This is a genomic window from Spirosoma aureum, from assembly GCF_011604685.1.
Lineage (GTDB): Bacteria > Bacteroidota > Bacteroidia > Cytophagales > Spirosomataceae > Spirosoma > Spirosoma aureum.
In genome coordinates, this window is sequence record NZ_CP050063.1 from 7,597,265 (window position 1) to 7,623,181 (window position 25,917).

The 25,917-nt window shown below is 47.6% G+C and carries 13 protein-coding genes; 9 read left to right on the forward strand and 4 right to left on the reverse strand.

The features are described 5' to 3' along the window. Positions 1-279: 279 nt before the first annotated feature. From G8759_RS30380 to G8759_RS30405, 6 genes are all read left to right on the forward strand, one after another. Positions 280-2,694, forward strand: a complete 2,415-nt coding sequence (locus G8759_RS30380; protein ID WP_167216733.1) for a TonB-dependent receptor — start codon at positions 280-282, stop codon at positions 2,692-2,694. 85 nt (positions 2,695-2,779) lie between these two features. Beyond that, positions 2,780-6,010, forward strand: a complete 3,231-nt coding sequence (locus tag G8759_RS30385) for a VPS10 domain-containing protein (RefSeq protein WP_167216735.1) — start codon at positions 2,780-2,782, stop codon at positions 6,008-6,010. A gap of 113 nt (positions 6,011-6,123) precedes the next feature. Beyond that, positions 6,124-7,182: a PepSY-associated TM helix domain-containing protein gene (locus G8759_RS30390; RefSeq protein WP_167216737.1), complete on the forward strand. Its 1,059-nt coding sequence runs from the start codon at positions 6,124-6,126 to the stop codon at positions 7,180-7,182. Between the two features lie 14 nt (positions 7,183-7,196). Beyond that, positions 7,197-10,196, forward strand: a complete 3,000-nt coding sequence (locus G8759_RS30395; protein WP_167216739.1) for a WD40/YVTN/BNR-like repeat-containing protein — start codon at positions 7,197-7,199, stop codon at positions 10,194-10,196. 462 nt (positions 10,197-10,658) lie between these two features. After that, on the forward strand, positions 10,659-13,892 hold the full coding sequence (locus G8759_RS30400; protein ID WP_167216741.1) for a WD40/YVTN/BNR-like repeat-containing protein: 3,234 nt from the start codon (positions 10,659-10,661) through the stop codon (positions 13,890-13,892). Positions 13,893-14,000: 108 nt separating this feature from the next. Further along, complete coding sequence (locus tag G8759_RS30405; RefSeq protein ID WP_232074006.1) at positions 14,001-17,294, forward strand: hypothetical protein; 3,294 nt, start codon at positions 14,001-14,003, stop codon at positions 17,292-17,294. A gap of 507 nt (positions 17,295-17,801) precedes the next feature. Here the strand turns inward: G8759_RS30405 and G8759_RS30410 are convergent. The 3 genes from G8759_RS30410 to G8759_RS30420 all read right to left on the reverse strand — a co-directional run bounded on the left by G8759_RS30410 (position 17,802) and on the right by G8759_RS30420 (position 21,019). Further along, complete coding sequence (locus tag G8759_RS30410; RefSeq protein ID WP_167216743.1) at positions 17,802-18,752, reverse strand: aldo/keto reductase; 951 nt, start codon at positions 18,750-18,752, stop codon at positions 17,802-17,804. Positions 18,753-18,967: 215 nt separating this feature from the next. After that, positions 18,968-20,440 (reverse strand): IMP dehydrogenase, encoded by a 1,473-nt coding sequence (guaB, locus tag G8759_RS30415; RefSeq protein ID WP_167216745.1) that lies wholly within the window; start codon positions 20,438-20,440, stop codon positions 18,968-18,970. A gap of 156 nt (positions 20,441-20,596) precedes the next feature. Next, a complete protein-coding gene (locus tag G8759_RS30420) occupies positions 20,597-21,019 on the reverse strand; it encodes a DUF2141 domain-containing protein (RefSeq protein WP_167216747.1) in 423 nt (140 codons plus the stop codon). Positions 21,020-21,059: 40 nt separating this feature from the next. Here G8759_RS30420 and recJ point away from each other — a divergent pair, with 40 nt between their 5' ends. Beyond that, on the forward strand, positions 21,060-22,799 hold the full coding sequence (gene recJ, locus G8759_RS30425) for a single-stranded-DNA-specific exonuclease RecJ (RefSeq protein WP_167216749.1): 1,740 nt from the start codon (positions 21,060-21,062) through the stop codon (positions 22,797-22,799). Positions 22,800-22,859: 60 nt separating this feature from the next. Here recJ and G8759_RS30430 read toward each other — a convergent pair whose 3' ends face one another. Beyond that, positions 22,860-23,738, reverse strand: coding sequence for a Cif family virulence factor (locus G8759_RS30430; protein WP_167216751.1), 879 nt, complete (start codon positions 23,736-23,738; stop codon positions 22,860-22,862). A gap of 313 nt (positions 23,739-24,051) precedes the next feature. Between G8759_RS30430 and G8759_RS30435 the strand changes: the two genes are divergently transcribed. Beyond that, positions 24,052-25,068, forward strand: coding sequence for a sensor histidine kinase (locus G8759_RS30435; protein WP_167216753.1), 1,017 nt, complete (start codon positions 24,052-24,054; stop codon positions 25,066-25,068). A 49-nt stretch (positions 25,069-25,117) separates the two neighbouring features. Beyond that, positions 25,118-25,912: a LytR/AlgR family response regulator transcription factor gene (locus tag G8759_RS30440; RefSeq protein ID WP_167216754.1), complete on the forward strand. Its 795-nt coding sequence runs from the start codon at positions 25,118-25,120 to the stop codon at positions 25,910-25,912. The last annotated feature ends 5 nt before the right edge of the window (positions 25,913-25,917 follow it).

Here is a 25,917-nt window from a genome sequence, read left to right on the forward strand (position 1 = left end):
AGGCTAACAGAGAAACAAATTCTCAATTTCACCAATACGCCATATTTTAATTTAAACTAATTCTTCTTTACTGCCTATTTATTTTTATTTGAGGCCTAAAAACAAAATAAATATCAGTTGAATGCAAAATTTTTTGAAAAGAATATCGTCTGGGTGCATAGCTTTATGAAATTAAAAAATGATTAAAAATCTTAATACACCTTAAGTGGTCTCTAGTAAAAACTCAGGCACAAAACAGCTTGTCGCGATTACCGAGCCAAGCATTTCTAAGTTATTCCTATGAATTATGTCCTCTATTTGCTGATCAGTCTTTGCTCTTTTGAACTATTAGCACAACCAATCCAAGTGCAGGATAAAGGCACACTTCAGCCCATCGAAAATGTAGAAATCAGAAAGGCCGGATCCGGATTGGCGACACTTTACTTTACCAATCGCCTGGGAATCGCGGATATTACCAGTGCGTCAGATTCTGATACGCTGGTTTTTCAGCACATAGGTTATCGAACAGCTAAGTTTACGCTGGCTCAGATTCGCGCGACGAACTTCATTGTACTGGTAGCGGAAAAGCAACGGGAGTTAAACGAAGTGATCGTCGCTGCCAATCGTACAACAGAACTTCAATCACGCGTTGCGCAGCCCATCCGCGTATTTACGCGCAACGAACTACGTTTTTTGAATCAGCCAACTATGGCTGAGGTATTGCAGCAAAGTGGCCATGTATTGGTCCAGAAAAGCCAGTTGGGTGGGGGTAGCCCAATTCTTCGCGGGTTTGAAGCCAATAAAGTCCTGATTGTGGTCGATGGGGTACGAATGAACAATGCCATTTTTCGGGGTGGGCATTTACAGAATATCCTGACAGTCGACAACGCCAGTGTCGACCGAATGGAAATAGCCATGGGGCCAGGTTCTGTTGTTTATGGCAGTGATGCATTGGGGGGCGTTATTTACGTTCAAACGCTGACACCCAAACTGAGTAATTCGGGCACAATCGCCCTAAACGCTACTGGTTTTGTTCGGTATGGTAGCGCGATGAAGGAGAAAACAGTTCACGCGGACTGGAATCTTGGCTTTCGGAAGTGGGCGCTTGCAACCAGCATAACCGCATCTGATTTTGGAGATCTTCGTCAGGGTGCCCAGCGCAACGATGATATTGGACAGTTGGGTTTGCGACCTTTCTATGCTGGCTTCGAAAATAAAACCGATGTTAAGTTAACCAACCCAGACCCGAATGTCCAGGTGTCTTCCGGCTATAAACAGATTGACCTGTTGCAGAAAGTGCTGTTTCAACCTAATGATCGGACGCATCATCTCTTGAATATTCAGTATTCGACAAGCACCGATATTCCGCGCTATGACCGATTGACCGAAACCGACGCCAGTGGAAACCTGAGCCATGCTCAGTGGTTTTACGGCCCACAGAAACGCCTGTTAACTTCCTATGGGCTGACCAAAAAGTTTACAGCTGGCATCACCGACGAACTGAATGTAATAGCGGCATATCAGTCCATAGAGGAAAGCCGTCATAACCGCCGATTCGGGAATTATGGACTGCAACACCGCGTAGAACAAGTAAATGTTTGGACACTGAATGCCGATTTGAAAAAGAAACTCGCCACGAACCATACCTTGCGCTATGGCCTGGAAGGAACGTATAATACCGTTCGGTCAACAGCTTACCGGGAAAATGTTCAAACCGGCAAGATTGACCCACTGGATACCCGATACCCCGATGGAGGAGCCAATACGCAATCGCTGTCGGGTTATGTTTCAGGAACGATGGATGTAAGTGACCGATCAACGATGACCTATGGTGCCCGGTATGCCTACAACCGATTATTTGCCAAATTCAATGATAAAACGTTTTTCCCCTTTCCCTTCAACGACATTACTCAACAGTCGGGTGCGTTGACGGGTAGTCTTGGCTGGGTAACCCGTCTCCCAGGCGAATGGCGGTTGGCAGGTTCGCTCTCATCGGGTTATCGCGTGCCGAATGTCGATGATCTGGCCAAAGTATTTGAGTCGGTGGCTGGTACACTCATTGTCCCGAATCCGAATTTAAAACCAGAGCGAACCTACTCACTGGATGCGGGTGTTCGCAAACAACTAATAGACCGGATCACATTGGAAGTGGAAGGATTCTATACGGTTTATAACAACGCCATAACCACGCAGGCTGGCACCCTTAACGGGCAAACTCAAATCGACTACAATGGGCGAACCAGTCGAATTGTTATGCAGGGCAATTCGCAGCAGGCCCGATTATATGGTGTGAATACCCAGCTAACGGCCGAGCTTTCGTCATCACTAACAATTTTCGGCACCCTGACCTATACACGAGGTCGCATTTTGACCGACACAACGGCCTATCCTCTGGATCACATCCCACCAATTTACGGAAAGGGTGGCCTCCGCTTAACCATCAAACAATTTCAGGTAGAAGCAAATGTATTATTCAATGGCTGGAAACGGTTAAGTGATTACAATTTGGTTGGCGAAGATAACATTGCCTATGCTACTTCGCTGGGTATGCCAGCCTGGCAAACAATTAACTTAAGGGCTAGCTATCAAGTAAATCGGCATCTGCAGATTCAGGCTTCACTGGAAAATATTCTGGATCGAAATTATCGGGTTTTCGCGTCAGGTATCAGTGCACCGGGTCGAAACCTAGTGCTTAGTTTACGAGGAACGTTGTAAATAATGCATAGAATGGCAGAATTAATGCCCAGTTATGCCATTCCATGCATTATTTTGCACTATCGCAAACTAACCAAATCTTTTTATGGTAAATCGAAGATTTACTGTCAGTATTAGTACTTTATTGCTACTGGTATTGTTGCCTGGTTTTGTACTCGCTCAACGGAAAGCGAAACCAGTTATAAAGCCCAAGACACCTCAGACTTCTGACAGCCTTATCAATGCAATGCGATGGCGCAACATTGGTCCCTTTCGGGCAGGCCGGGCCTTGGGCGTTGCTGGTCATCCGAATCAGCCCCTAACCTACTATTTTGGCGCAACCGGTGGAGGTGTCTGGAAAACGACCGACGGAGGAGGCAACTGGACGATGGTTTCAGATACTACTTTCAAGTCCAGTTCTGTAGGCGCAATTGGTGTAGCGCCTTCCGACCCCAACATTGTGTATGTCGGGATGGGAGAGTCTGATATTCGAAGTAACATTGCCAACGGTGATGGTGTCTATAAGTCAACTGATGCCGGCAAAACGTGGAAGCATGTTGGTCTGAAGATGGCCGACGCCATCGGTAATGTTGAGATCCATCCGCAAAATCCCGACGTTGTTTACGTAGCGGCACTGGGTAATCCATTTGCACCCAATAAAGAAAGAGGAGTATTTCGCACAACCGATGGAGGTAAAACCTGGAAAGCGGTACTCACCAAAAACGACAGTACCGGGGCAGCCACTGTGAAAATTGACCCCAATAATCCGTCGATTATCTATGCCTCAATGTGGCAGGCATACCGTAACAGTTATAAGATGAGTAGTGGCGGGCCCGGAAGCGGTCTGTTTAAATCCACAGATGGAGGAGACACCTGGGTAAACCTGAGTAACAAGCCCGGTATGCCAAAGGGAATACTGGGCAAAATCGGGATTGTCGTTTCACCGGCTAACTCGAATCGTCTTTACGCTATGGTCGAAAACGCCAAAGGTGGTTTATACCGCTCCGATGATGGTGGAGATACGTGGCAACTGATTAACGAGGACAAAAACTTGTGGCAACGCCCCTGGTACTACATGATGATGGGGGCTGATCCGCAGGATGAGAATGGATTGATTGTTCTGAACGTCAATGCCATGAAATCCTTTGATGGAGGCAAAACATTCAAAGTTCTTGGTGTTCACCATGGGGATACGCACGATATCTGGTGGAACCCAAAAAATTCGCAGAACTTTATCATTGCCGATGATGGCGGTGCTGAAGTGACCTACAATGGTGGCGCTACCTTTTCAGACATCGACGTGCCGACCTGCCAGTTTTATCATGTTGCAGTGGATAATGATTTTCCATACAATCTATACGGTGCTCAACAGGATAATTCATCCATACGGATTGCTAGTCGCACGACGGGTTATTCCATTGGCAAATCCGATTGGTATGCAGTATCGGGTGGTGAATCAGGATACATAACGCCCGAACCCAATAACCCTGATGTAACGTATGGGGGCAGTTATGATGGTCTGATTACGCGCTACGACAAAAAGACGGATCAAAATCAAGTCATCAATGTGTACCCGGAATACTTTATGGGATCGCCATCTTCGGCCCGGAAATACCGGTTTCAGTGGACATATCCCATTGTTTTCTCCCCACACGACAACAAAACCCTGTACATTACCTCCCAGTATCTACACCGCAGTACCGACTATGGTCATTCGTGGGAGGATATAAGCCCGGATCTGACTCGCAATGATCCCAAAACTCAGGGCGATACTGGCGGCCCTATTACCAAAGACAACACCGGTGCCGAAACTTTTCCTACGATTTTCACTTTTGCTGAATCGCCTGTCGAGAAGAACGTATTCTGGGCGGGGTCAGACGATGGATTGATGCACATCAGCCGCGACGGTGCCAAAACCTGGCAGAACATCACCCCTCCAGCGTCAATGTTACCTGAATTGGCTATTATGAGTATGGTCCATCCATCTGATCATACACCCGGTAAAGCCTATTTAGCGGCCAAACGCTATATGTCGGGCGATCGGACACCGTATATGTTCAAGACAACCGATTATGGGAAGACCTGGATCGCTATCAAATCGGGTATTCCTGCTGATGAGCATTGCCATGTGATTCGTGAAGACCCCAATAAAGCCGGACTGTTATTCGCCGGAACAGAGCGGGGCGTTTATGTATCGTTTAACGATGGCATTTCGTGGGAGAAGCTGAGTTTGAACTTGCCCGTTACCCCTGTTCGTGATCTACAAATTCATAAGCGTGAAAAGGATCTGGTTATTGCAACGCATGGATTAGCCTTCTGGATTATGGACGATATCACACCCCTCCATGAGCTGATGGACTTAAAACAGGCAAATAAATCAGTGACTTCTGTTTACTTGTTCAAACCTCGCCATGCTTATCGGATGGATGGTGGAGCTGGAAGTCCCCGGCGTGGTACCCCGTTAGATGAAGGCGAAAATGCACCTAACGGGGTCATTACCCGCTATTATCTAAAAAGTAAACCGAAAAAGGAACTGCGCCTGGTATATATGACTACTTCAAATGATACCATCATAACGTATTCAAATATAAAAGACAAAAAAGGACAGCCCTTTAAGGTCATGAATGAGTTTTATCAGGATGAAGTGGCACCGAAGTCGGGTATGGCTACAGCAAATCCAGGCATGAACGTATTTGTCTGGGATATGCGCTACCCGGATGCAGCCACTGTTGAGGGAACCAACGTCATGTGGTCTGGTCGCGGAACTGGAGCTAAAGTCGTGCCGGGTAACTATAAGGTTCGACTTCTGCTAGGTGATTCGTTAATTGCGGAGCAACCTATCGAAATTCGGAAAGACCCGCGACTGACGACAACGATTGCTGAGTTACAGGAACAGTTTGACTTACTGCAAAAAATAAATGGCAAGCTATCAGAAGCTCATAAGTCAATTAACCAGCTTCGGCAAATTCGGAACCAAATCAATACCTATACGAACGGCGTTAAAGAACCGAAAGTCGCGGAAAAATTCAAAAATGCAGCCAAACCTATTTTGGAGGAATTAGACAAAATTGAATCCACGCTCATGCAGCCAAAGTCGAAAGCGGGTCAGGATGCGCTGGCTTACCCTATCCGCCTGAACGATAAGATGGCGGGAGTAGGTTCGGCTGTTTCATCTGCGGATGCAAAACCAACTAAGTCATCCTATGCCGTCTATGACGATCTGGCAAAGCAAATCGATACGGCGGTCAATAAGTTGAAAGAAGTAGTTAACACTCAGGTACCGACATTTAATAAGGTCGTAACCGAGCAGCAGGTGCCAGCCATTATTATTAATTAACCTGGTTGTCAAAAAAAAGGGGAGCAGGATTAAGCAGGATAACCACGAAGAAAATCTTGTTTAACCCTGCTCATCTTGTCTAAAAATACCATTGTTTCCTTTGTCATTATTCTATGATCTCTGATAAAACAGTTTATAGTCTGCACCGCATCTCAGGTTTAGTAGGTGGCTTATTTATTCTTATCATCACAATAACCGGCTCGATTCTGGTCGTTGATCGGCAAGTCGATAACCTGTTGAATCCAAATCAAACCCATCTCGAGTCAGTTGGCCAGAGGCAATCGTATGGTAAGTTACTGGCGGTGGTACACTCACAGTATCCTACTGCTCAGATCCGAAGTATTCAACTGTCGGAAAGCCATAAAGAGGAGGCTGTCCGGGTTGATTTGATGGATAATGGCGTTTGGAAATGGATCGAGCTCAATCCCTATACTGGTACGATAATTGGCGCACGAAATGCTGAAGCAACGCTTGTCCGACGGGCGCGGGAGCTGCATGAAAATCTACTATTGGAGCCCGTTGGCGGCTTTATTATGGGGCTGGCAGGTATCTGTCTACTGGCCTCTGTACTAACCGGCACCTGGTATTACCGACGTTCGTTGCTGAGTGTATTCAAAATAGGCGTTCGCTGGAATAAGTCGGCCCGAATTGTCTATGCCGATATTCATAAATGGCTGGGTGTGGTTGCCTTGCTGTTTATGCTGATGATGAGCGCGACGGGAATTTTCTTTCACTGGGAGCAAATCGAGCGGAAATTTGGAGACGGGCAAAAAACAGAACAAACCCAACTAGTTCCAATCGCATTCGAACGGATTCAGATCGACTCGTCAATTGCAATTGCCAAAGGGTCTATTGCTGATTTTCAGCCGGAGTTAATCGACTTTCCAATTCCGGGCGACAGCACATTGGTTATTCGTGGGAATATGCCGCACAGCATTCGGATGCTTGGCAAGTATAATGTCTCGGCGACTGTAGATGCCCGAAACGGCCACTATATAAGTGGGTTCGATGCCCGCAGTGCTGATCTGGAGTACATCGCCGAACACATTTTTGAGGAATTACATTTTGGTCGGTATGGTGGCTGGATTTCTCAGGTTATTTATATCCTGTTTGCGTTAACAACCGCTGTTGTAACGATCACAGGTCTTCTTATCTGGTTGGTTAAGCGTTAAACTCAACTTTTTACATGAGTCTACTTTATGCCTTGAAACGGCAGTTTCTCTTGCTGCCATTTATCTTCTCAATAGTCGTTGCACAGGCTCAATCTATATCCCCCACTTTCTTCAACGCCATGAAATGGCGGATGATAGGGCCTCATCGGGGTGGTCGAACCGTTGGTGGTGTGGGGGTGCCTCAGCAACCGAATGTATTTTATATAGGTGTCAACAACGGAGGTGTCTGGAAAACAACCGATTATGGGCGAACCTGGTTTCCCATTTTCGATGATCAATCTACTGGCTCTATTGGCGATGTGGCTGTGGCACCATCAAATCCCAATGTTATTTACGTAGCCAGTGGCGAAGGGCTTCATCGTCCGGATTTGTCGGTTGGCAATGGGATGTACAAATCAATCGATGCCGGGAAAACCTGGATACACCTGGGTCTTAGCGACGGCCAGCAAATTGGTGGAATATCGATAGATCCTACCAACGAAAATCGTGTTTTTGCCGCGGTATTGGGGCACCCCTACGGCCCCAATACCGAACGGGGTGTCTATCGCACTACTGATGGTGGTAAAACCTGGGACAAAGTATTATACAAAGATCAGGACACCGGGGCGATTCAGGTAACCATTGACCCGAAAAATCCAGCAGTTGTTTACGCTGACCTTTGGACCGCACAAGAAGGACCCTGGGAAAATGGGGCATGGCAGGGGAAAGAAAGCGGACTCTATAAGTCAACGGATGGGGGTACAAGCTGGCAGAAACTAACCAAGGGGTTACCGACAGTTGAGCAGGGACTGGGTCGAATTGGTTTTTGTATCGCGCCAAGTAGTCCCAATCGGCTTTACGCTACTGTCGATGCTCCCGAACTTGGCGGAGTTTACCGCTCAGACGATGCAGGCGAAAGCTGGACACGCTTCAATAAAGATCCGCGCTTGTGGGGCCGTGGTAGTGACTTTGCTGAGGTTAAGGCTCATCCAACTAATCCAGATATCCTGTTCATTGCCGATGTGTCTGCCTGGAAATCTGAAGACGGGGGCAAAACCTGGAATGATTTTCGGGGTGCACCGGGTGGCGATGACTATCACCGGCTCTGGATCAATCCAAACGACCCCAACACAATGCTGCTGGCTGGAGACCAGGGGGGTATCATTACGGTTAATGGCGGTCAAACATTTAGCTCCTGGTATAATCAGGCAACGGCGCAGTTTTATCACGTCAGTACCGACAACAGTTTTCCGTATAACGTCCTTGGCGGCCAGCAGGAAAGCGGTTCGGTGGGTATTGCCAGTCGCGGCAACGATGGCCAGGTGACCTTTCGGGAGTGGCATCCGGTGGGTGTCGAAGAGTATGGATATGTAGCCGCCGACCCACTCAACCCCAATATTATCTATGGAGGGAAAGTTACCAAATTCGACAAACAAACGGGTCAGGTACAGAACATTGCTCCCGAAGCTGTTCGTAGTGGCAAGTACCGATTCGTGCGGACAGCTCCAGTTTTGTTTTCCCCTATCGATCCCAAAACGCTTTATTTTGCGGGCAACGTGCTTTTCAAAACGCAGAATGGTGGGAATTCCTGGCAAATAATCAGCCCCGATCTCACCCGTGAAACCTATCCTGATATCCCTGAAAGTGTGGGGGTTTATCGCACTGATGCGATGAAAACCATGCCACGAAGGGGGGTAATTTATACCATTGCCCCTTCGTACAAGGACGTGAATACGATCTGGATCGGCACCGATGACGGCTATATTCAGATCACCCGAGATGGGGGGAAAACCTGGAAGAATGTGACTCCTGCCGCCGTTGGTTCCTGGAGTAAAGTGTCTATTCTGGACGCAGGGCACTTTGATGCCAATACCGCCTATGCCGCCGTGAACCGCATCCGTTGCGACGATATGCGCCCGCACATCTATCGGACACACGATGGGGGTAAAACCTGGCAGGAAATTGTAACTGGTTTACCCAACGATCCGATAAACACCATTCGCGAAGACCCTGTTCGTAAAGGCTTATTGTTTGCCGGATCAGAAACTGCCGTTTACGTCTCGTTCGATGATGGAGATCATTGGCAGTCACTCCGATTGAACATGCCTGCTACCTCAATTCGTGATCTTGTCATCAAAGACAATGATCTGGTGATTGGCACCCACGGCCGCTCGTTCTGGATTCTGGACGACATTAGTCCCTTACGCCAGTTAACGACTGAACTGATAAAGCAGGACGCTATTCTTTACAAACCTCAACGGGCTTATCGCGTTCGCTGGAACATGAATACGGATACGCCATTACCCCAGGAAGAACCTGCTGGCCAGAACCCGCCCGATGGTGCCATCATCAACTACTACCTCGCTACCGATGTGAACACGGTTGTTACACTGGATATCCTGGATGCAGGGGGTAAACTCATACGTCAATACCGAAGCGATGATAAACCCTACAACATTCCTGATGTAAACCTGCCCTCCTATTGGATTCGGCCACAGCAGATTTTATCCGGTAAAGCGGGTGCCCACCGCTTTCTGTGGGACATGCATTATACACCCTTACCTATTCCCCCGTCCTATCCAATTGCGGCAACCTATCATCAAACGGCTCCTGATCCTACATCGCCCTGGGTACTACCCGGAATCTATACGGCTAAACTGAGTGTGAATGGTAAAGTATATACCCAACTGCTTACCATCACAATGGACCCGCGTGTAAAGGCAAGCCCAGTGGTGTTAAAGCAGCAACATGACCTGTCGGTAGCTGCTTATGAAGGACGGAAGCAGCTAATTGGCCTACTGAGCGAAACGCAGACTCTCCAAACTCGCGCTACTTCTGAATTACAGAAAAAAAGCCTCGATGTTCTGAAAACCAGCTTAACAACGTTGAATCGTGCATTCAATTCCATATTTGGCATTCTTCAGGATACCGACATGCCGCCAACCACACAAGCGATTACCGCTGCCAACGAAGCACAGGCTATATTCAAAAAAGTGTTGGCTCAATGGACCCTGCTTAAAAATGACTTTCGGTAGTAAGTAGTAGTTTGACTAAACCAATACCAGCAATCCCAGCAGCTAAATAATTGTATGCTGGGATTGCTGGTATTGGTCAGATTAGGTTTTGTCAGACTATACCTTATGTTTAAATAGATCAATTCTTTATTATATTTAATACTATGTAAATAGCAAAATATTATTTTTAATTTTTTCAATATATCAATATTTAATTTTTTATTATTGCATATATTCAAATTACCTATTGTACATTTGAATTACAGTGAAAGAGGTATGCTGATCTGCAGTTTTGACACAATTCAGAGATAATTCAGATCGAGATTCAGAGTACATTTTATCGACAAACAAGTATATAAGGCAATCTACATTACTGGCCTTATAAATCGATTATCCGCAATTGCCGCAATCGATTTAGTATATACTATGGGCGTGTAGCGGCACGTATGCATCAGTCAAAAGCTTATTCATAAACTACCTGTCATGTCAAACCAATACCTGTCTCGCTCTAGTCAGTTTGTAATGCTGTTTGTCAGTTGGATATTGGGAATAACAGCTAACACAACCCTCGCGCAAAAAATAGAGTTAGCCCAGCTAAAACAACTTAATTATCGACATATAGGCCCGGTCGGAAATCGAATCAGCACGGTAAGCGGTATTGCAGGGAATCCGCTTGTTTACTTTGCCGGTGCAGCATCAGGAGGTATCTGGAGGACCGTGGATGGGGGTATGACCTGGAAACCGGTACTCGATGACAAGCCCGTTCATTCAATTGGTTCCATTACGGTAGCTCCATCAGATCCCCAAATTGTATGGGCAGGTACTGGCGAGCCCCACATCCGCTCTAACGTTTCCGTTGGCGATGGTGTCTGGAAATCCGTCGACGGTGGCAGCAGTTGGCAAAACATGGGTCTTAACCTAACCGGCCGCATCAGCCGCGTGATCGTTAATCCCACCAATCCCGACATCGTGTATGCTGCCGCCCAGGGTCATAGCTATGCGCCACAAAAGGAAAAAGGTATCTATCGTACTACGGACGGAGGGAAAAACTGGACTCAGGTTTTGTTTGTCAATGACAGTACGGGGGCTTCTGACCTGGTTATGGACCCCACCAATCCACGGATTTTGTTTGCTGGAATGTGGCAACTGGATATCAAAACCTGGGGCCGTCAGAGTGGAGGAAAAGGCAGTGGTATTTTTATGTCCCGTGATGGCGGAACTACCTGGAATCGATTATCCGGCAATGGATTACCCAAACTGGCTGTTGGCAAGATCGCCCTTACCATGTCGAAGGCAGATCCGCAGAAAATCTATGCCTTGATTGAAACGGCAGATGGCGTTCCACCTCCGGGTGTAAAAGAAGCTGAAACGGGTGAACTATGGCGTTCTGATGATGGAGGGACAAACTGGAACCTGGTTAGCTATGAGCAGACACTTGGAAGCCGGGGTGCGTATTACACCCGTTGCCAAGTATCGCCCGATAATGCCGACGAGCTGGTTGTGTTGGCCGAAGCTTATAATGTTTCCAAAGACGGGGGTAAAACATTCCAGAAATCATCCGGGATCAGTGTTCCTAACTGGGACCACCATGAACTCTGGATTGACCCAACCGATGGAAATCGGCAGGCAGTAGCGGGTGATGGTGGCGTATCTATTTCCTATAATCGGGGGAAAACCTGGCTTCGGATTCAACTGCCCGTTGCGCAACTGTACCACGTAACAACTGACAATCGAATTCCTTACAATGTATATGCAAATCGTCAGGATGGACCGTCTTCGCGCTTACCAAGTCGATATTATGGTACAGACTATCATTTCAACGGTATTCCACGGGGCGAATGGCTCGATGTGGGCGGTGGAGAAAGTGGCTTTGCTACCCCTGATCCGGTCGACCCCAGTATTGTTTGGTCCAGTGCATCCGGATCGGGTGCTGGTGGCGGAATAGTGGTACGGTTTAACGAAAAGAATCGTCAGTTCAGACAGGTAGAGGTCTGGCCGGAAGCCACGTTTGGCTCACCTGCCAAGGATGTAAAGTATCGTTTTCAGTGGACCTTTCCATTGCTAATTTCTCCGCATGATCGCAATACAGTTTATGTGACTAGTCAAAATGTCCATAAAACGACGAATGGCGGGCAAAGCTGGCAGGTAATCAGTCCCGATCTAACACTGAACGATAAAAGTAAACAAGGCATTTCGGGTGGGCTCACTCCTGACAACATAGGTGTTGAATACGGTTGTGTGATCTATGCCTTCGACGAGTCACCGATTCAAAAAGGAGTACTCTGGGCGGGGAGTAACGATGGCCTGGTGCATGTAAGTGTAGATGGTGGTACCAATTGGCAGAATGTAACGGCTAACATCAAAGGCCTGCCTCCGTTGGGAACGGTTCGCAATATCGATGCATCGAAATGGAAAGTGGGCAAAGCCTATCTTACTGTCGACTTCCATCAGCTAGGGAACTTTGAGTCGTACGTGTATAAGACAGAAGATTTTGGCAAAACCTGGGTCAAAATAATCGAAGGAATTCCGCAAAATACCTTGAGCTATGTCTGTAACATTCGGGAAGATCCCGCTAAGCCCGGCCTGCTCTATCTAGGCACAGAAAATGCACTTTATATCTCCTTTAATGATGGAGCTCACTGGCAGTCTCTCATGACAAATTTACCGGCGGCCCCTATGTATTGGCTGGCCGTTCAGGAAAACTTCAACGATTTAGTAGTGGGTACTTACGGACGGGGAATCTGGATATTGGACGATATTACTCCCTTACGGCAACTGACACCTGAGGTGACGGCTTCAGCAGCTCACCTATTTGCACCCAGGTCTGCCTATCGGTTCCGGCCAATGACATATCCATATTCTATGTTCGATGATCCATCGGCTGGTGAAAACCCACCAGTAGGCGCTCCCCTTAACTACTGGCTGTCTGCTGAGGCAACTGATAGTCTGACCATTACGATTAGTGATGCCAATAAAATGGTAATCCGTAAACTGCATCACAAAGGCAAAGTGGGCATAAATCGGTTGTGGTGGGATTTACGAGAAGACCCATCCACGGCCATTATTGCCCGTAATAAACCCATCAATGCTCATTGGATAAACTTGGGAGATAAGCGTGCTAAACCGGCACTGGCTGCTTCCCGAGGATTTTCACCTCTGGTCAGGCCAGGCATCTACACGGTTACCCTAACGGTTGGTGATAAGACATACAGCCAAACGATAAAGGTGCTGAAAGACCCCACTTCCGAAGGATCGGAAACCGACATTACAGCGCAGTACGAATTTGTGTCAACTATTAAAAAAGACCTTAACTCCATTGCTGACCAGGTTAATCAGCTTGAGTGGACACGCCGACAATTGGCCGATTTGAAGGACATGATTGCGGATAAAAAAGACATCGATGAGGCCAAAAAAGACATCGATAGTTTGTCCGCCAGGTTAATAGCTGTAGAAGAACAATTTATGCAGTTGAAAATGCCGAGTGGTATTCGCTGGAATTCACAGACAACCGAAAAGTTGATGTACCTGGCTTCTGCCGTTGAAACCGCCGACTTTCCACCAGCCCAACAACACCTGGAGGTTTACCAGATTCTGAAGAAACGCCTTCAGGAAAACCAGACGATGGCTCAGAAACTCATTCAAACAGAGTTACCGGCCTTCGTAGAACGAATGAAAAAATACAATCTGTATTCACCAATCGTCATTGAAACAAATTGAACAGTTGGCTCACTTATGATGAACTAAGTGATTGCCCCCTGTCACGATTCCCTTCGGGTTCGCACCTTACAGTACATAGTTCCTTACTGATACTCTTTTTACACGAAAATGAACCAAAAACTTCAAAAATTAACCTTGTTAATCGTAGCAGCACTGCTAGGGTTACTGGGCGTCAGGGCCCAGCCAATTCCAATGTCTGTATTTAAGCAGATGAAGGCTCGCAGTGTTGGGCCCGCCGTTATGGGAGGCAGAATTACGGCCATAGATGCAGTCGTTACTAATCCAGATATGATCTATGTTGGAGCGGCTTCGGGTGGCGTTTGGAAAAGCGAAAATGCGGGCGGAACCTGGGCCCCAGTTTTTGACGATCAGCCTACCATCAACATTGGCTCTATTGCTATTCAGCAAAGTAACCCCAATGTAGTTTGGGTTGGTACGGGTGAAGGTAACCCCCGAAATTCGGTCAATATGGGGGGCGGCATTTTTAAAAGTATCGACGGAGGTTTAACCTGGAAGTCGATGGGTTTAGAAAAAACGCTCAATATTCACCGGATTATCATTGACCCGTCGAATCCTGACATAGTCTATGCCGGTGTAATTGGATTTCCTTTTGGCGAGCACCCGGAACGAGGTGTTTTCAAGACCACAAATGGTGGGCAATCCTGGGAAAAGATTCTATATACGAATGAAAAATCAGGGGTTGCCGAAATGGTTATGGACCCAACCAACCCTGGCAAATTGCTCGTAGCTATGTGGCAGCACCGTCGTACACCCTGGGATTTTACGTCGGGAGGACCAGGTTCGGGTTTATACCTTACGTACGATGGCGGTAAAACCTGGAAGAAAAAAGGAGAATCGGATGGGTTACCCAAAGGCGATTTCGGTCGGCTGGGTTTAGCTATTAGCAGAAGTTCGCCCAATAAGATTTATGCATTAGTGGAAGCAACTAAAAATGGGCTATATCGCTCCGATGATGGTGGGGAGAAATGGTCGCTCGTAACTGATGACCCAGCGGTCGCCGTCGATCGTCCATTTTACTATAACGAGATCTACGTCGATCCTAAAATTGAAACTCGGCTTTATAAACTGAGCGCGCCATTATCGGTTAGCGAAGATGGAGGAAAGACCTTCAAACCACTGGCTACCCCCGACCAGGTTCACTCCGATCACCATGCCTTCTGGATTCATCCGTCGAATCCGAACTTAATTATTGAAGGCAATGATGGGGGATTAGGCATTAGTCGGGATCATGGCAAAACCTGGACCAATCCCGAAGCTGTTCCGGTCGGTCAGTTTTATCATGTCAATGTGGATAATGAAGTGCCATACAATATTTACGGGGGCTTACAGGATAACGGCTCCTGGATGGGACCCGCCTACACATTTCATACTGGCGGTATTCGGAATAGCCATTGGCAGGCACTGAATTTAGCTGATGGCTTCGATGTCATCCCCGATCCCGAAAATTCCCGGTACGGCTATTGCATGTCGCAGGGGGGCAATGTCATTCACTACGATAAACTGACGGGCGGTTCTTCATTCGTAAAGCCAATCATAGGCGATATGAACACACGCTTACGCTTTAACTGGAACGCCGGCTTTGCCCAGGACCCTTTCGATAAAAAGACCTTTTATGGAGGAAGCCAGTTTTTGCACAAATCGCCCGATAAAGGATTGAGCTGGGAAACTATTTCGCCCGACCTAACACTCAATGATCCAGCGCATCAGAAACAGGACGACAGTGGTGGCCTGACCATTGACGCCACCCAGGCCGAAAACCACAACTCAATTCTAACTATTGCCCCCAGCCCGTTACAGCAAGGCGTTATATGGGTGGGTACTGATGACGGCAATGTTCAACTGACTAAGGATGGGGGCAAAACCTGGACTAACCTGAGCAGCCGTATTCCCGGCCTCCCTAAAGAAGCCTGGATCGCTCAGATTACAGCGTCGCGTTATAAAGCCGGAGAAGCCTTCGTGGTGTCGAATCACTACCGCATGGGAAGTGATCTGGCCCCCTACATTTACCGAACTTCCGATTTTGGTCAAACCTGGACTCGTATCATGAGCGAGAAAGAAGCTAAAGGCTATGCCCTTTGTTTCTTGCAAGACCCGGTTGAGCCTCGACTGATGTTTGCCGGTACCGAGCATGGGTTATGGATCAGCATCGACGAAGGCAAAATCTGGACACAATGGGATAGTGGAATTCCGGCAGCAGCCCCTACGATGGATCTGGCGATCCAGGAACGGGAGGCCGATCTGGCCATCGCCACTTTTGGGCGGTCAATCTACGTTTTGGATAATATCCGACCTTTACGAAAACTGGCAGCCTCAAGCAGTAAAATTCTGGATCAGTCATTAGTTGCCTTTGAGCCATCAACGGCTTATCTGGCCGTTTACCGGGGGCCACAAGGCTATGGAAAGGATGCAGAGGGATTATATCAGGCACCGAATCGTCCAGCTGGAGTTTCCCTGCCTATCTATTTAAAGCCAAAACAGAAAGCCGGAGCACAAAAACCAACCGAACCCGCTGACCTGACGAAGAAATCAAAAAAGCCGACAACTGCAACTAAACCTGATGAATCCAATGCGATAGTCGCGGCTCCGGTAGCTACTACGATTGCTAGCCGCGTTAAAGCAGATTCAGTCCTTGTACAAATCTATAATGAAGCTGACAAGCTAGTTCGTACGTTGAAACTAGCACCAGACACGGCATTAGGTGTACAACGAATAACCTGGGATTTGACGGAAACACCCATTCGTATGCCTAGCGCTGGAGGGGGTAGACGAGGTGGTGGCGAGCCTACTGGAAATCCGGTTATGCCAGGTCGGTATAAGGTATCATTTGCATATGCCGGCGCCAAAGATTCTACATTGCTTACAGTAGAGCCTGACCCACGTGTGCCATATGATAAAGAAGCTGCTTTAGCGCGTAGAGCATTACAGGATCGATTAAATAAAAACATTCGTCAGCTAAGTGAAATCACTAACCGGATTCAGGAAGCCAATGATGCTGCCGAAGGTGTAAAGAATCGACTGAAGGACAAGAAGGGGCCTGACTACGATGAGTTGCGAAAATTCACCATCACCATCCAGGATTCATTGAAAAAAGCCCGGGAAGGTATTGTGGGCAAGCGGACTGAGCGACAAGGGTTTGGCAATGTTTATATGAATACGCCAATATCGAAGATACAGGAGGCCAGTTCGTATATAAATCGACGGACCGAAAAGCCAACAAAAACAGAAAATCAATTGGTTGACCAGGCTGAAGTGCTCAGTAGAGAGACTGTCACGAAAGTAAATCAGTTCTTCAGTAAACAGTGGGCCGAGTATTATAAAAAAGTGCAGGCAACCCCATTGGACCCATTAAAAGAATATCCACCAATTGGCAGTACGCCATAGTAAAGGCTAATTGATTTAGGAGTTAAAAGCCATCGGACTCTTTCTACAAACGAGCGTCGATTGGGATAGCTGATGTTCGAGCCACTGTTATTCGTTAAAAAGAAGCAGGTGATGGATGAAGCAGGTAGTTGAAATGTATGTGATATAGAATAATTTTTAGTTAAGAGAGCATGTTTTGTTCATAGGAATCTAAATATTCCATACAGGAATGACTTGCTGGGGCTTCCGATCAGGCTGCGCTTTTAAGCAATCCGCTTGCTAACAGTAGGCCGATGCCACCTGTTGTCTCACATTTCTATACGAACCTTTGCCAGTCATAACAGAGCGGGCCACGCCAGACCGGTCCTGACCGCGACGGCGGCCCGTTCTGACCATAGGTTTAGTGGCCTTACCGCTGCAATAGGGTAGCCCGCTCTGTTTATTATTCCTGTAGGCGATCAAATCTTACCGCAAACAAACCTAAAAGCCGTGGCATGACTCGATACCAAAGAATCCTGACGAAATTAACTACCAGACGCTGGCAGTCGTCAGCTTATCGATGGCTGATTTATCCAGTTTTACCTCGGTAGCTTTGGCTATATCGTGCAACTGATCGACGCTGGTTGCGCTGGCAATAGGAGCCGTTAGGCCCGGCCGCGCCATTAGCCAGGCCAGCGAAACCTCGGCGGGAGTAGCGTTATACTGCTCGGCGACCTCATCGAGCGCTTTCAGAATGGCAAATCCACGGTTGTTCAGGTATTTCTTAACGCCCTGCCCGCGCGGACTTTTCGACAAATCGGTCTCCGAACGATATTTACCCGTCAGGAAACCACTCGCCAGCGAGAAATAGCTTATAACACTCATGCCATTTTGCTGCACAATTGGCTCATACAGAGTCTCATATTTTTCCCGATCATACAAATTATATTCGGGCTGGAGGCTCTGATAGATTGGATAACCCAGCTTTTCACTGATTTTCAATGATTCAACCAGTCGCTCAGGCGTAAAATTCGATGCACCAATAACCCGCACTTTACCCTCTTTGATTAGTTTATCAAAGCCATTGAGTGTTTCTTCAATGGGCGTATCCAGGTCATCGTAGTGTGACTGATACAGGTCGATATAATCGGTTTGAAGGCGTTGGAGGGAAGCGTCGACTGCACGTTTTAGGTATTCTTTCGATAATCCCTTTTTATCGGGAGCCAGCTCTCCACCAAGTTTGGTGGCAATGATAACCTGATCACGCTTGCCACTTCGTTTTAGCCAATTACCGATAATTGTTTCTGATTCTCCTCCCTGATTTCCGGGAACCCAGCGCGAATACACATCGGCCGTGTCGATCAGATTGAATCCGGCATCGACAAAGGCGTCCAATAACTGAAACGATGTTAGTTCATTGGCCGTCCACCCAAATACATTACCGCCAAATGCCAGCGGTGCTACTGACAGCTCAGAACTGCCAATGGTACGTTTTTCCATTACGTTGTTGGTTTATATTGCCATAAGTTTGAAAAGAAACCCTGGTCATTTGACAACCGGCTCGCCCGGCGAACAGTTTCCACAAAACGTTACCAGATTATGAAGCACCATAAGAGCATGGTCCTAATCCTGCGCAAACAAAACGGCCCTGAGCGACCCGATCGGGTCGCTCAGGGCCGTTAAAGCACTGACTCAGAGTAAGCGTTACCAATAAACTACCGAGCGGAATAGTTCGGTGCTTCTTTCTGAATAGAAATATCGTGCGGATGGCTTTCACGCGAACCCGCCGTAGTGATTTTCACGAATTTAGCCTGTTGCAGGGCCGTAATATCAGCCGCTCCACAATAGCCCATCCCCGCTTTTAAACCACCAACCATCTGGTAAACGATTTCAGCTACTTTACCTTTAAAGGGAACCCGACCCACAATACCTTCCGGAACGAGTTTCTTGATATCGTCTTCGGCATCCTGGAAATAACGGTCTTTGGAGCCGTCTTCCATCGCTTCCACCGATCCCATACCCCGGTACGTTTTGAATCGACGACCTTCATATAGTACGACTTCACCGGGAGCTTCTTCGGTTCCGGCCAGCAGTGAACCTATCATAACCGTGCTGGCGCCACCGGCAAGAGCCTTTGTAATATCACCCGAAAAGCGAATACCACCATCGGCAATAACCGGAACACCCGTACCCTGCAACGCCTTCGCCGACTCGTATACAGCCGTTAACTGCGGCATACCGATACCGGCAATGATCCGGGTTGTGCAGATACTACCTGGCCCTACGCCTACTTTTACCGCATCGGCACCCGCATCAGCCAGCGCCTTCGCGCCTTCGCCGGTTGCCACATTTCCGGCAATTACCTGAAGTTTCGGAAACTGTTCCTTAATCTTACGGACAGCATCCAGCACGCCTTTCGAGTGACCGTGAGCCGTGTCGACACTGATTACATCGACACCGGCTTTCACAAGAGCCTCAATGCGCCGGTTCAGGTCGGGCGTTACACCCACAGCCGCACCTACACGTAAGCGGCCCAACTCGTCTTTACAGGCGTTGGGATGGCTCTTTTTCTTCAGAATGTCTTTGTACGTAATCAGTCCTACCAATTGATAATCAGCATTAACGATTGGTAGTTTTTCGATCCGGTATTCCTGGAGAATACTTTCGGCCTCTTCCAGCGTCAGACCTTCCCGCGCCGTAATCAGCTTTTCGCGGGTCATGATGGACGTAACCGGTTTTGAAAGATCGTTCTGGAAGCGCAAATCACGGTTGGTCAGAATGCCGACTAATTTGCCGGATTCGTCAACAACCGGAATACCACCAATTTTGAATTCGCGCATAATCTTCAGCGCATCAGACAGGGTGGCGGTTTCAAGCAGCGTGATGGGATCGATAATCATCCCACTTTCTGAGCGTTTGACTTTACGGACCTGATCGGCCTGTGCCTCCACGCTCATGTTTTTATGAATAATCCCGATGCCTCCTTCCTGCGCCATCGCAATTGCCAGCGCCGACTCCGTAACAGTGTCCATTGCCGCCGAAATAAGCGGAATGTTCAGGCGGATGTTGCGGGTTAGCTGGGTGGTGGTGTTCGTATCGCGTGGGAGCACCTCCGAATAGGCAGGTAGCAGCAATACGTCGTCGTAGGTGAGAGCCTCGTAAAGAAACTTACTCGTATCTAAGCTCATGGCAAATAAACAGGTGGTGTTATTTGCCGGACAAAATTACGAATAAATTCGGAACTATGATTACACAGATTATAGGATTTACAGGACTTTCCCACGTAGTTTAATCAAACCAGTCAATTTCCTGACAATTAACCCATCCAGGGCGACGGAAAACGGTTAATTCAACTTGATACTGATCGTCTTTCCGGCATCGCCAACGCTAAATTTACAGTCACTAAATTTAGGGGCCGACATGGTTGGGCGAAAGTTATTACTAAATCCGTAGGGTTCTTTGGGTATACCAAATATGCGTTTATCCATTTGTCCGTTACCATTTTCGTCGTGAAAAACTGCGACTGCATAATCGCCGGGTTCGACTGAAAATGTGGTTTCAACACTTTTCTGGGTAGCTTCAAGCTTTTTTCCGTCCAGGGGTTTTCCGTCCGGAAAATCGCTCCCAGTTCGAAACAAAGCTACATAAACAGCACCTTTCAACGTACGAACATTCTGTACGTCGACTTTTAGGTTAGCTTTTTTAGACGATTTAACTGGATCTTCGCCAGACAGAAAGAGGCTGATAGCCGAAAGCAAAATGAGCATAGAAGCAGTGTTTTTCTAAAAACGGATTTATCTTGCAATTATGATAGCCCAACCGCCACCTACCCCCAAACGATGGATCACCAAACCCTTTCCTGATTCGGAGGAGCAACAGGCAGCTATCAGGTCATTAGCCCAATCTCTTAATGTCAGTCCATCACTGGCCGCCCTCCTGGTTCAGCGTAGCGTATATACTTTCGACGAAGCCCGGACATTCTTCCGGCCCGAAATCGGTCATCTGCATGACCCTTTCGAGATGAAGGATATGGATCGGGCTATTATGCGCCTGCAAATGGCCATGCTCCCCGAACGTCAGGAAAAAATCCTGATTTATGGCGACTACGATGTCGACGGCACGACCTCGGTGGCATTGGTTTATGGCTTTTTAAAAAAATACCATCCAACGATCGATTATTACATTCCAGATCGATACAAAGAGGGTTACGGCATTTCGCAGCAGGGTATTCAGTGGGCGGCAGAAAATGGTTTCTCGCTGATTATTGCGCTCGACTGTGGTATTAAATCCATCGAGCGCGTGGCCGAAGCCAAAGCCCTTGGCGTCGACTTTATTATCTGTGATCACCACCGCCCCGGCACTGAATTGCCCGATGCAGCTGCGGTGCTGGACCCCAAACGGGAAGACTGCCAATATCCGTACAAAGAATTGAGTGGCTGTGGTGTTGGCTTTAAGTTATTGCAGGCATTCTGTCTTTATAAAGAGATTGAGATGGATGAGTTATATCCTTATCTTGATCTGGTTGTTGTTAGCATTGCGTCAGATATTGTACCGCTCACGGGCGAGAACCGCGTTTTGGCCTATTACGGCTTAAAATACATTAACACTACACCGCGTACCGGCTTGAAAGCGCTCATCAAAGTAGCAGGCTTTTCGCGGGAACTGGACATTACAAATGTTGTATTTGGGTTAGGCCCCCGGATCAATGCCGCCGGACGGATTCAACATGCCAAAGCAGCCGTACAACTCCTGCTTGCCGAAGCGGAAGAAGAAGCCGATGATTTTGCGATGGCGATCAATAAGCACAATAACAGCCGACGTGAATTCGATACCAGTATTACGGAGCAGGCGCTGGCAATGATTCGGCAAAGCGAGTCCATGATGAGCGCCAAAACAACCGTTCTCTACGATGCCAGCTGGCATAAGGGTGTTATTGGTATTGTAGCCTCTCGATGCATCGAGCATTTTCACCGACCGACCATCATTCTGACGCAGTCGCATGATAAAGCCGCCGGATCGGCTCGATCGGTGCCGGGATTCGACGTTTATGAAGCCATTGAGGAATGTGCCGACCTGCTCGAACAATTCGGCGGTCACACCTTTGCGGCCGGGATGACGATGTCGGTTGAGAATATCGACGCGTTTCGCCAAAAATTTGAAGAAGTGGTCTCCCGTAAAATCACGGAAGAACATCTTACTCCGCTTATCGACATTGACCTGCCGCTGGACTTCAGCGAGATTAACGACAAACTGGTTCGGATTGTGAAACAGATGGGGCCGTTTGGCCCGCACAATTTGCAGCCCGTATTCATGACGGAGGATGTGTATTTAGCCAGCGATCCGATTATCATGAAGGAAAAACATCTGAAAGTCAGCCTGCGCCAGGGCCGGTCGGGGCATACATTAACAGCTATTGGTTTCGGGTTCGCACATCTGGCCGATCAACTTCGTCGTGGAGAGCCTTTCTCAGTCTGTTATCAGGTCGAACAAAATTTTTACAACGGAAATGTATCGTTACAGCTGATGCTGAAAGACATACGATGCTAAGCATTTTGGTGTAGCGCAGGAATAAGCCGCAACAAATTGACTTACGACTACGCTACTGATTTATGGTAAATCCAGCACCTCGTGCGCTACTTTCCAGGACGCATCGGGCTGGCGTTTCCAGATGCGTACAAACGGCCCTTTTTTCCCCTGCTGTTCAACGTATCCATACACAATACCCATATCTCCGGATGAGGACACAGCCACCCGGCTAAGTATGTAGATAGCTGGTGCTGTTCCGGTTTCGGCCACAGTCAGGGCGTCAGTACCAATGGCAGGCAAATGTCCGGCTCTATAAAGCCGTACGGGCTGATTCTGGCCTATAGCATACTGATAAGCGTCCCGTAATGACTGGCTACCGGCCAGTTTTATCAATTTCAACTCAGCATCAAGCAGTTCTATACGACGGGCTACTGTGTCAATTTTGTCCTGCATTTTCTGATTATAGACAGCCGGAACGATCAGATCAGCGATTGGTTGTTTTGGGTCATCGTGCCGGATACCAACATCGGCAATGGCTTCCCATGTGCCAGTGCTATTTTTCTGCCAGATCGTTGTATAATGGCCAAAGCCAACGGGTGCATCCGTTTTGGTTTTGGGTCGCACTTCAAAAGGACCTGTTGTGTAACCCAAATCTCCCGAAGCAGCAATGTCAGCATGAACAGGCCGCCACGAAAGAATACCTGGCAAGAAGGGCGCTTTTTCGTACAGCGGCTTACCAAGTGCAAACTCGCCTTTCAGCACGACAACGGCCTCTGGCGATAAAAATTTAGAAAAGCCCGCTTTAACACCTTCCCGTTCAGTGTAAGCAGAGAAGGCGCGTTCAGCGGCTACCAGGGCCTGATAATCAGACGCAAGCGTTGGCAGTGCGGGCGTCGATTGGGCAGAAACAGTACCTGCCACCTGTAGTAGTGTTACGAGTGCAATTAGTAGTTTTTTCATGAAGTGATTAGCTATTGACGTGATGACAACGTATCTGAGTCACGCCGGACAGTGCAAAGATTTACGCGTTGCTTATGGTCTGAAAGCGGAATCGGACTGAATTGATGAAAGTCTTTATCTAATTAGCCCTGACAGGCGTTGAATTGCGTTTTTCGTTCGCGCTGTTCGCTACTCTGCTTCATTACAGTTGATCGATTACCTCAGGCAATTCAACGTCTATTTTCCCCAATCCAATCAACTTTCAGTTGGCAGTCAATCGTGGCGATCGCTATCTTTGATCAACCGCGGGGTAACTTTCTTAACTAAACATCACTTGAAACCAGTCAACGATCGATGGGTACGCGTCAGCGGTATTGGCCTGTTGTTGCTGCTTGATCTGTATTCAACCCAGACTTTTGTTCAGCCATTTGGTGTGGCGACACTCAAAGCTGTGCTTGAATTTGTGATCCTGACGACGATGACCTGGGAAGTCAATCGGTGGATTCTTGTGCTCTTCAGGAAATGGTTTCCGCTGCTTTCACAAACCAAAAAGCGGATTTTACTAGTACTTCCGGTTTGCTGGGTAGCCACGATCCTGATTGACTGGCTGGACATGGCGGTGATCAATGCGACGGGCTTCCATGCACCTTATCCACCCGCATCGTTTCTGAATACCCTGCCCGGTGCTTTGATCTGGAGTGTATTGATAGTGGGCGTTCAGGAAGCGGTCTATTATTTCGCCCGACTCCTGAAAGCCGAAAAAGAGACCGAAGCACTGAAGAAAGAAAATCTGCAAACGCAACTGGAGAGCCTCAAGCAACAGGTTAGTCCGCACTTTCTGTTCAACAGCCTCAATACGCTGTCGTATCTGATTGGTGATGATGCCAAACAGGCGGAGAAGTTTCTGGATGAACTTAGTAAAGTGTACCGTTACCTGCTGCGTAATAATGAAAATGAGTTAACGAATCTGGCAACAGAAATGCAGTTTATCCGGTCGTATTTCCATCTGCTCAAAACCCGATACGGCGATAGCCTTCATTTACAACTGGCCATAGAACCCCGTTACGAGGCTTATTTACTGCCTTCACTAACCTTGCAATTACTGCTCGAAAATGCGGTGAAACACAATATTATTCATAAAACCCAACCACTGACGGTTCAGATCATGACCAAGTCGGATGGCCAGCTTATCGTAAAAAATAACCTCCAGAAGAAAACCCAGCATATGCCTTCGACCCGAATAGGTCTGGCCAATATTGCGGCAAAATTCCGGCTCCTCAATCAGTGCGAGATTATTGTCGAGGAAACAGAATATGAATTTGCGGTAACCATTCCGCTTATGAGCAATTAACCTCTCATTTTCGAATAGCCCTCATCAACACGTCCTAACGTCTCTTTACATGAATATCCTGATTGTTGAAGATGAAGAAATGGCGGCCAAAAAGCTCATTAAAACGCTGGCTTCCGTTGAACCAACAGCAACAGTAGTTGGTGTTACTGGCAGCATTTGGGAAACCGTTGCCTGGTTGCAGGCGAATGGGCCGGGTCAGACCAGTGCACCCGATCTGGTTCTGATGGATATCGAACTGGCTGATGGTCAAAGTTTTCAGATTTTCAAGGAAATCGATGTCAAATGCTCCGTTATTTTCACAACCTCCTACGACGAATATGCCATCAAAGCGTTTAAAGTAAATAGCGTCGATTATCTGCTTAAACCCATTCAGGCCGACGAACTGGAGGCCGCCCTGGCTAAATTTCATCGGCTAAAAGCACACTATCGGTCAGGCAACACCGGCAACGCCCTAACGATGGAAAAGCTGGTGCAGGAGCTCCACCAGAAACTACAACCCAAAGAGTACCGGCAACGGTTTCTGGTAACCTATGCTCACAAGCTGATTGCGGTCGATACACAACAGATCGCTTACTTCTTCAGTGATAACAAAATGAATCAGTTCAAGACAATCGACGGCCGGAAAATGGCCATTGATTACACACTCGACGAACTGGAAACAATGCTTGACCCCAGGCATTTTTTTAGAATCAACCGTTCCTTTCTCATATCCGTATCCTGTGTCGATCAGATCCAGCCTTATTTTGGTAATCGGCTGGCGCTTCAGCTCAAACCCGCTATTGATAAAGAGGCCGTTGTGAGTCGGGAAAAACTGACTCCCTTTAAAGACTGGATGGGGAAATAGTTCAG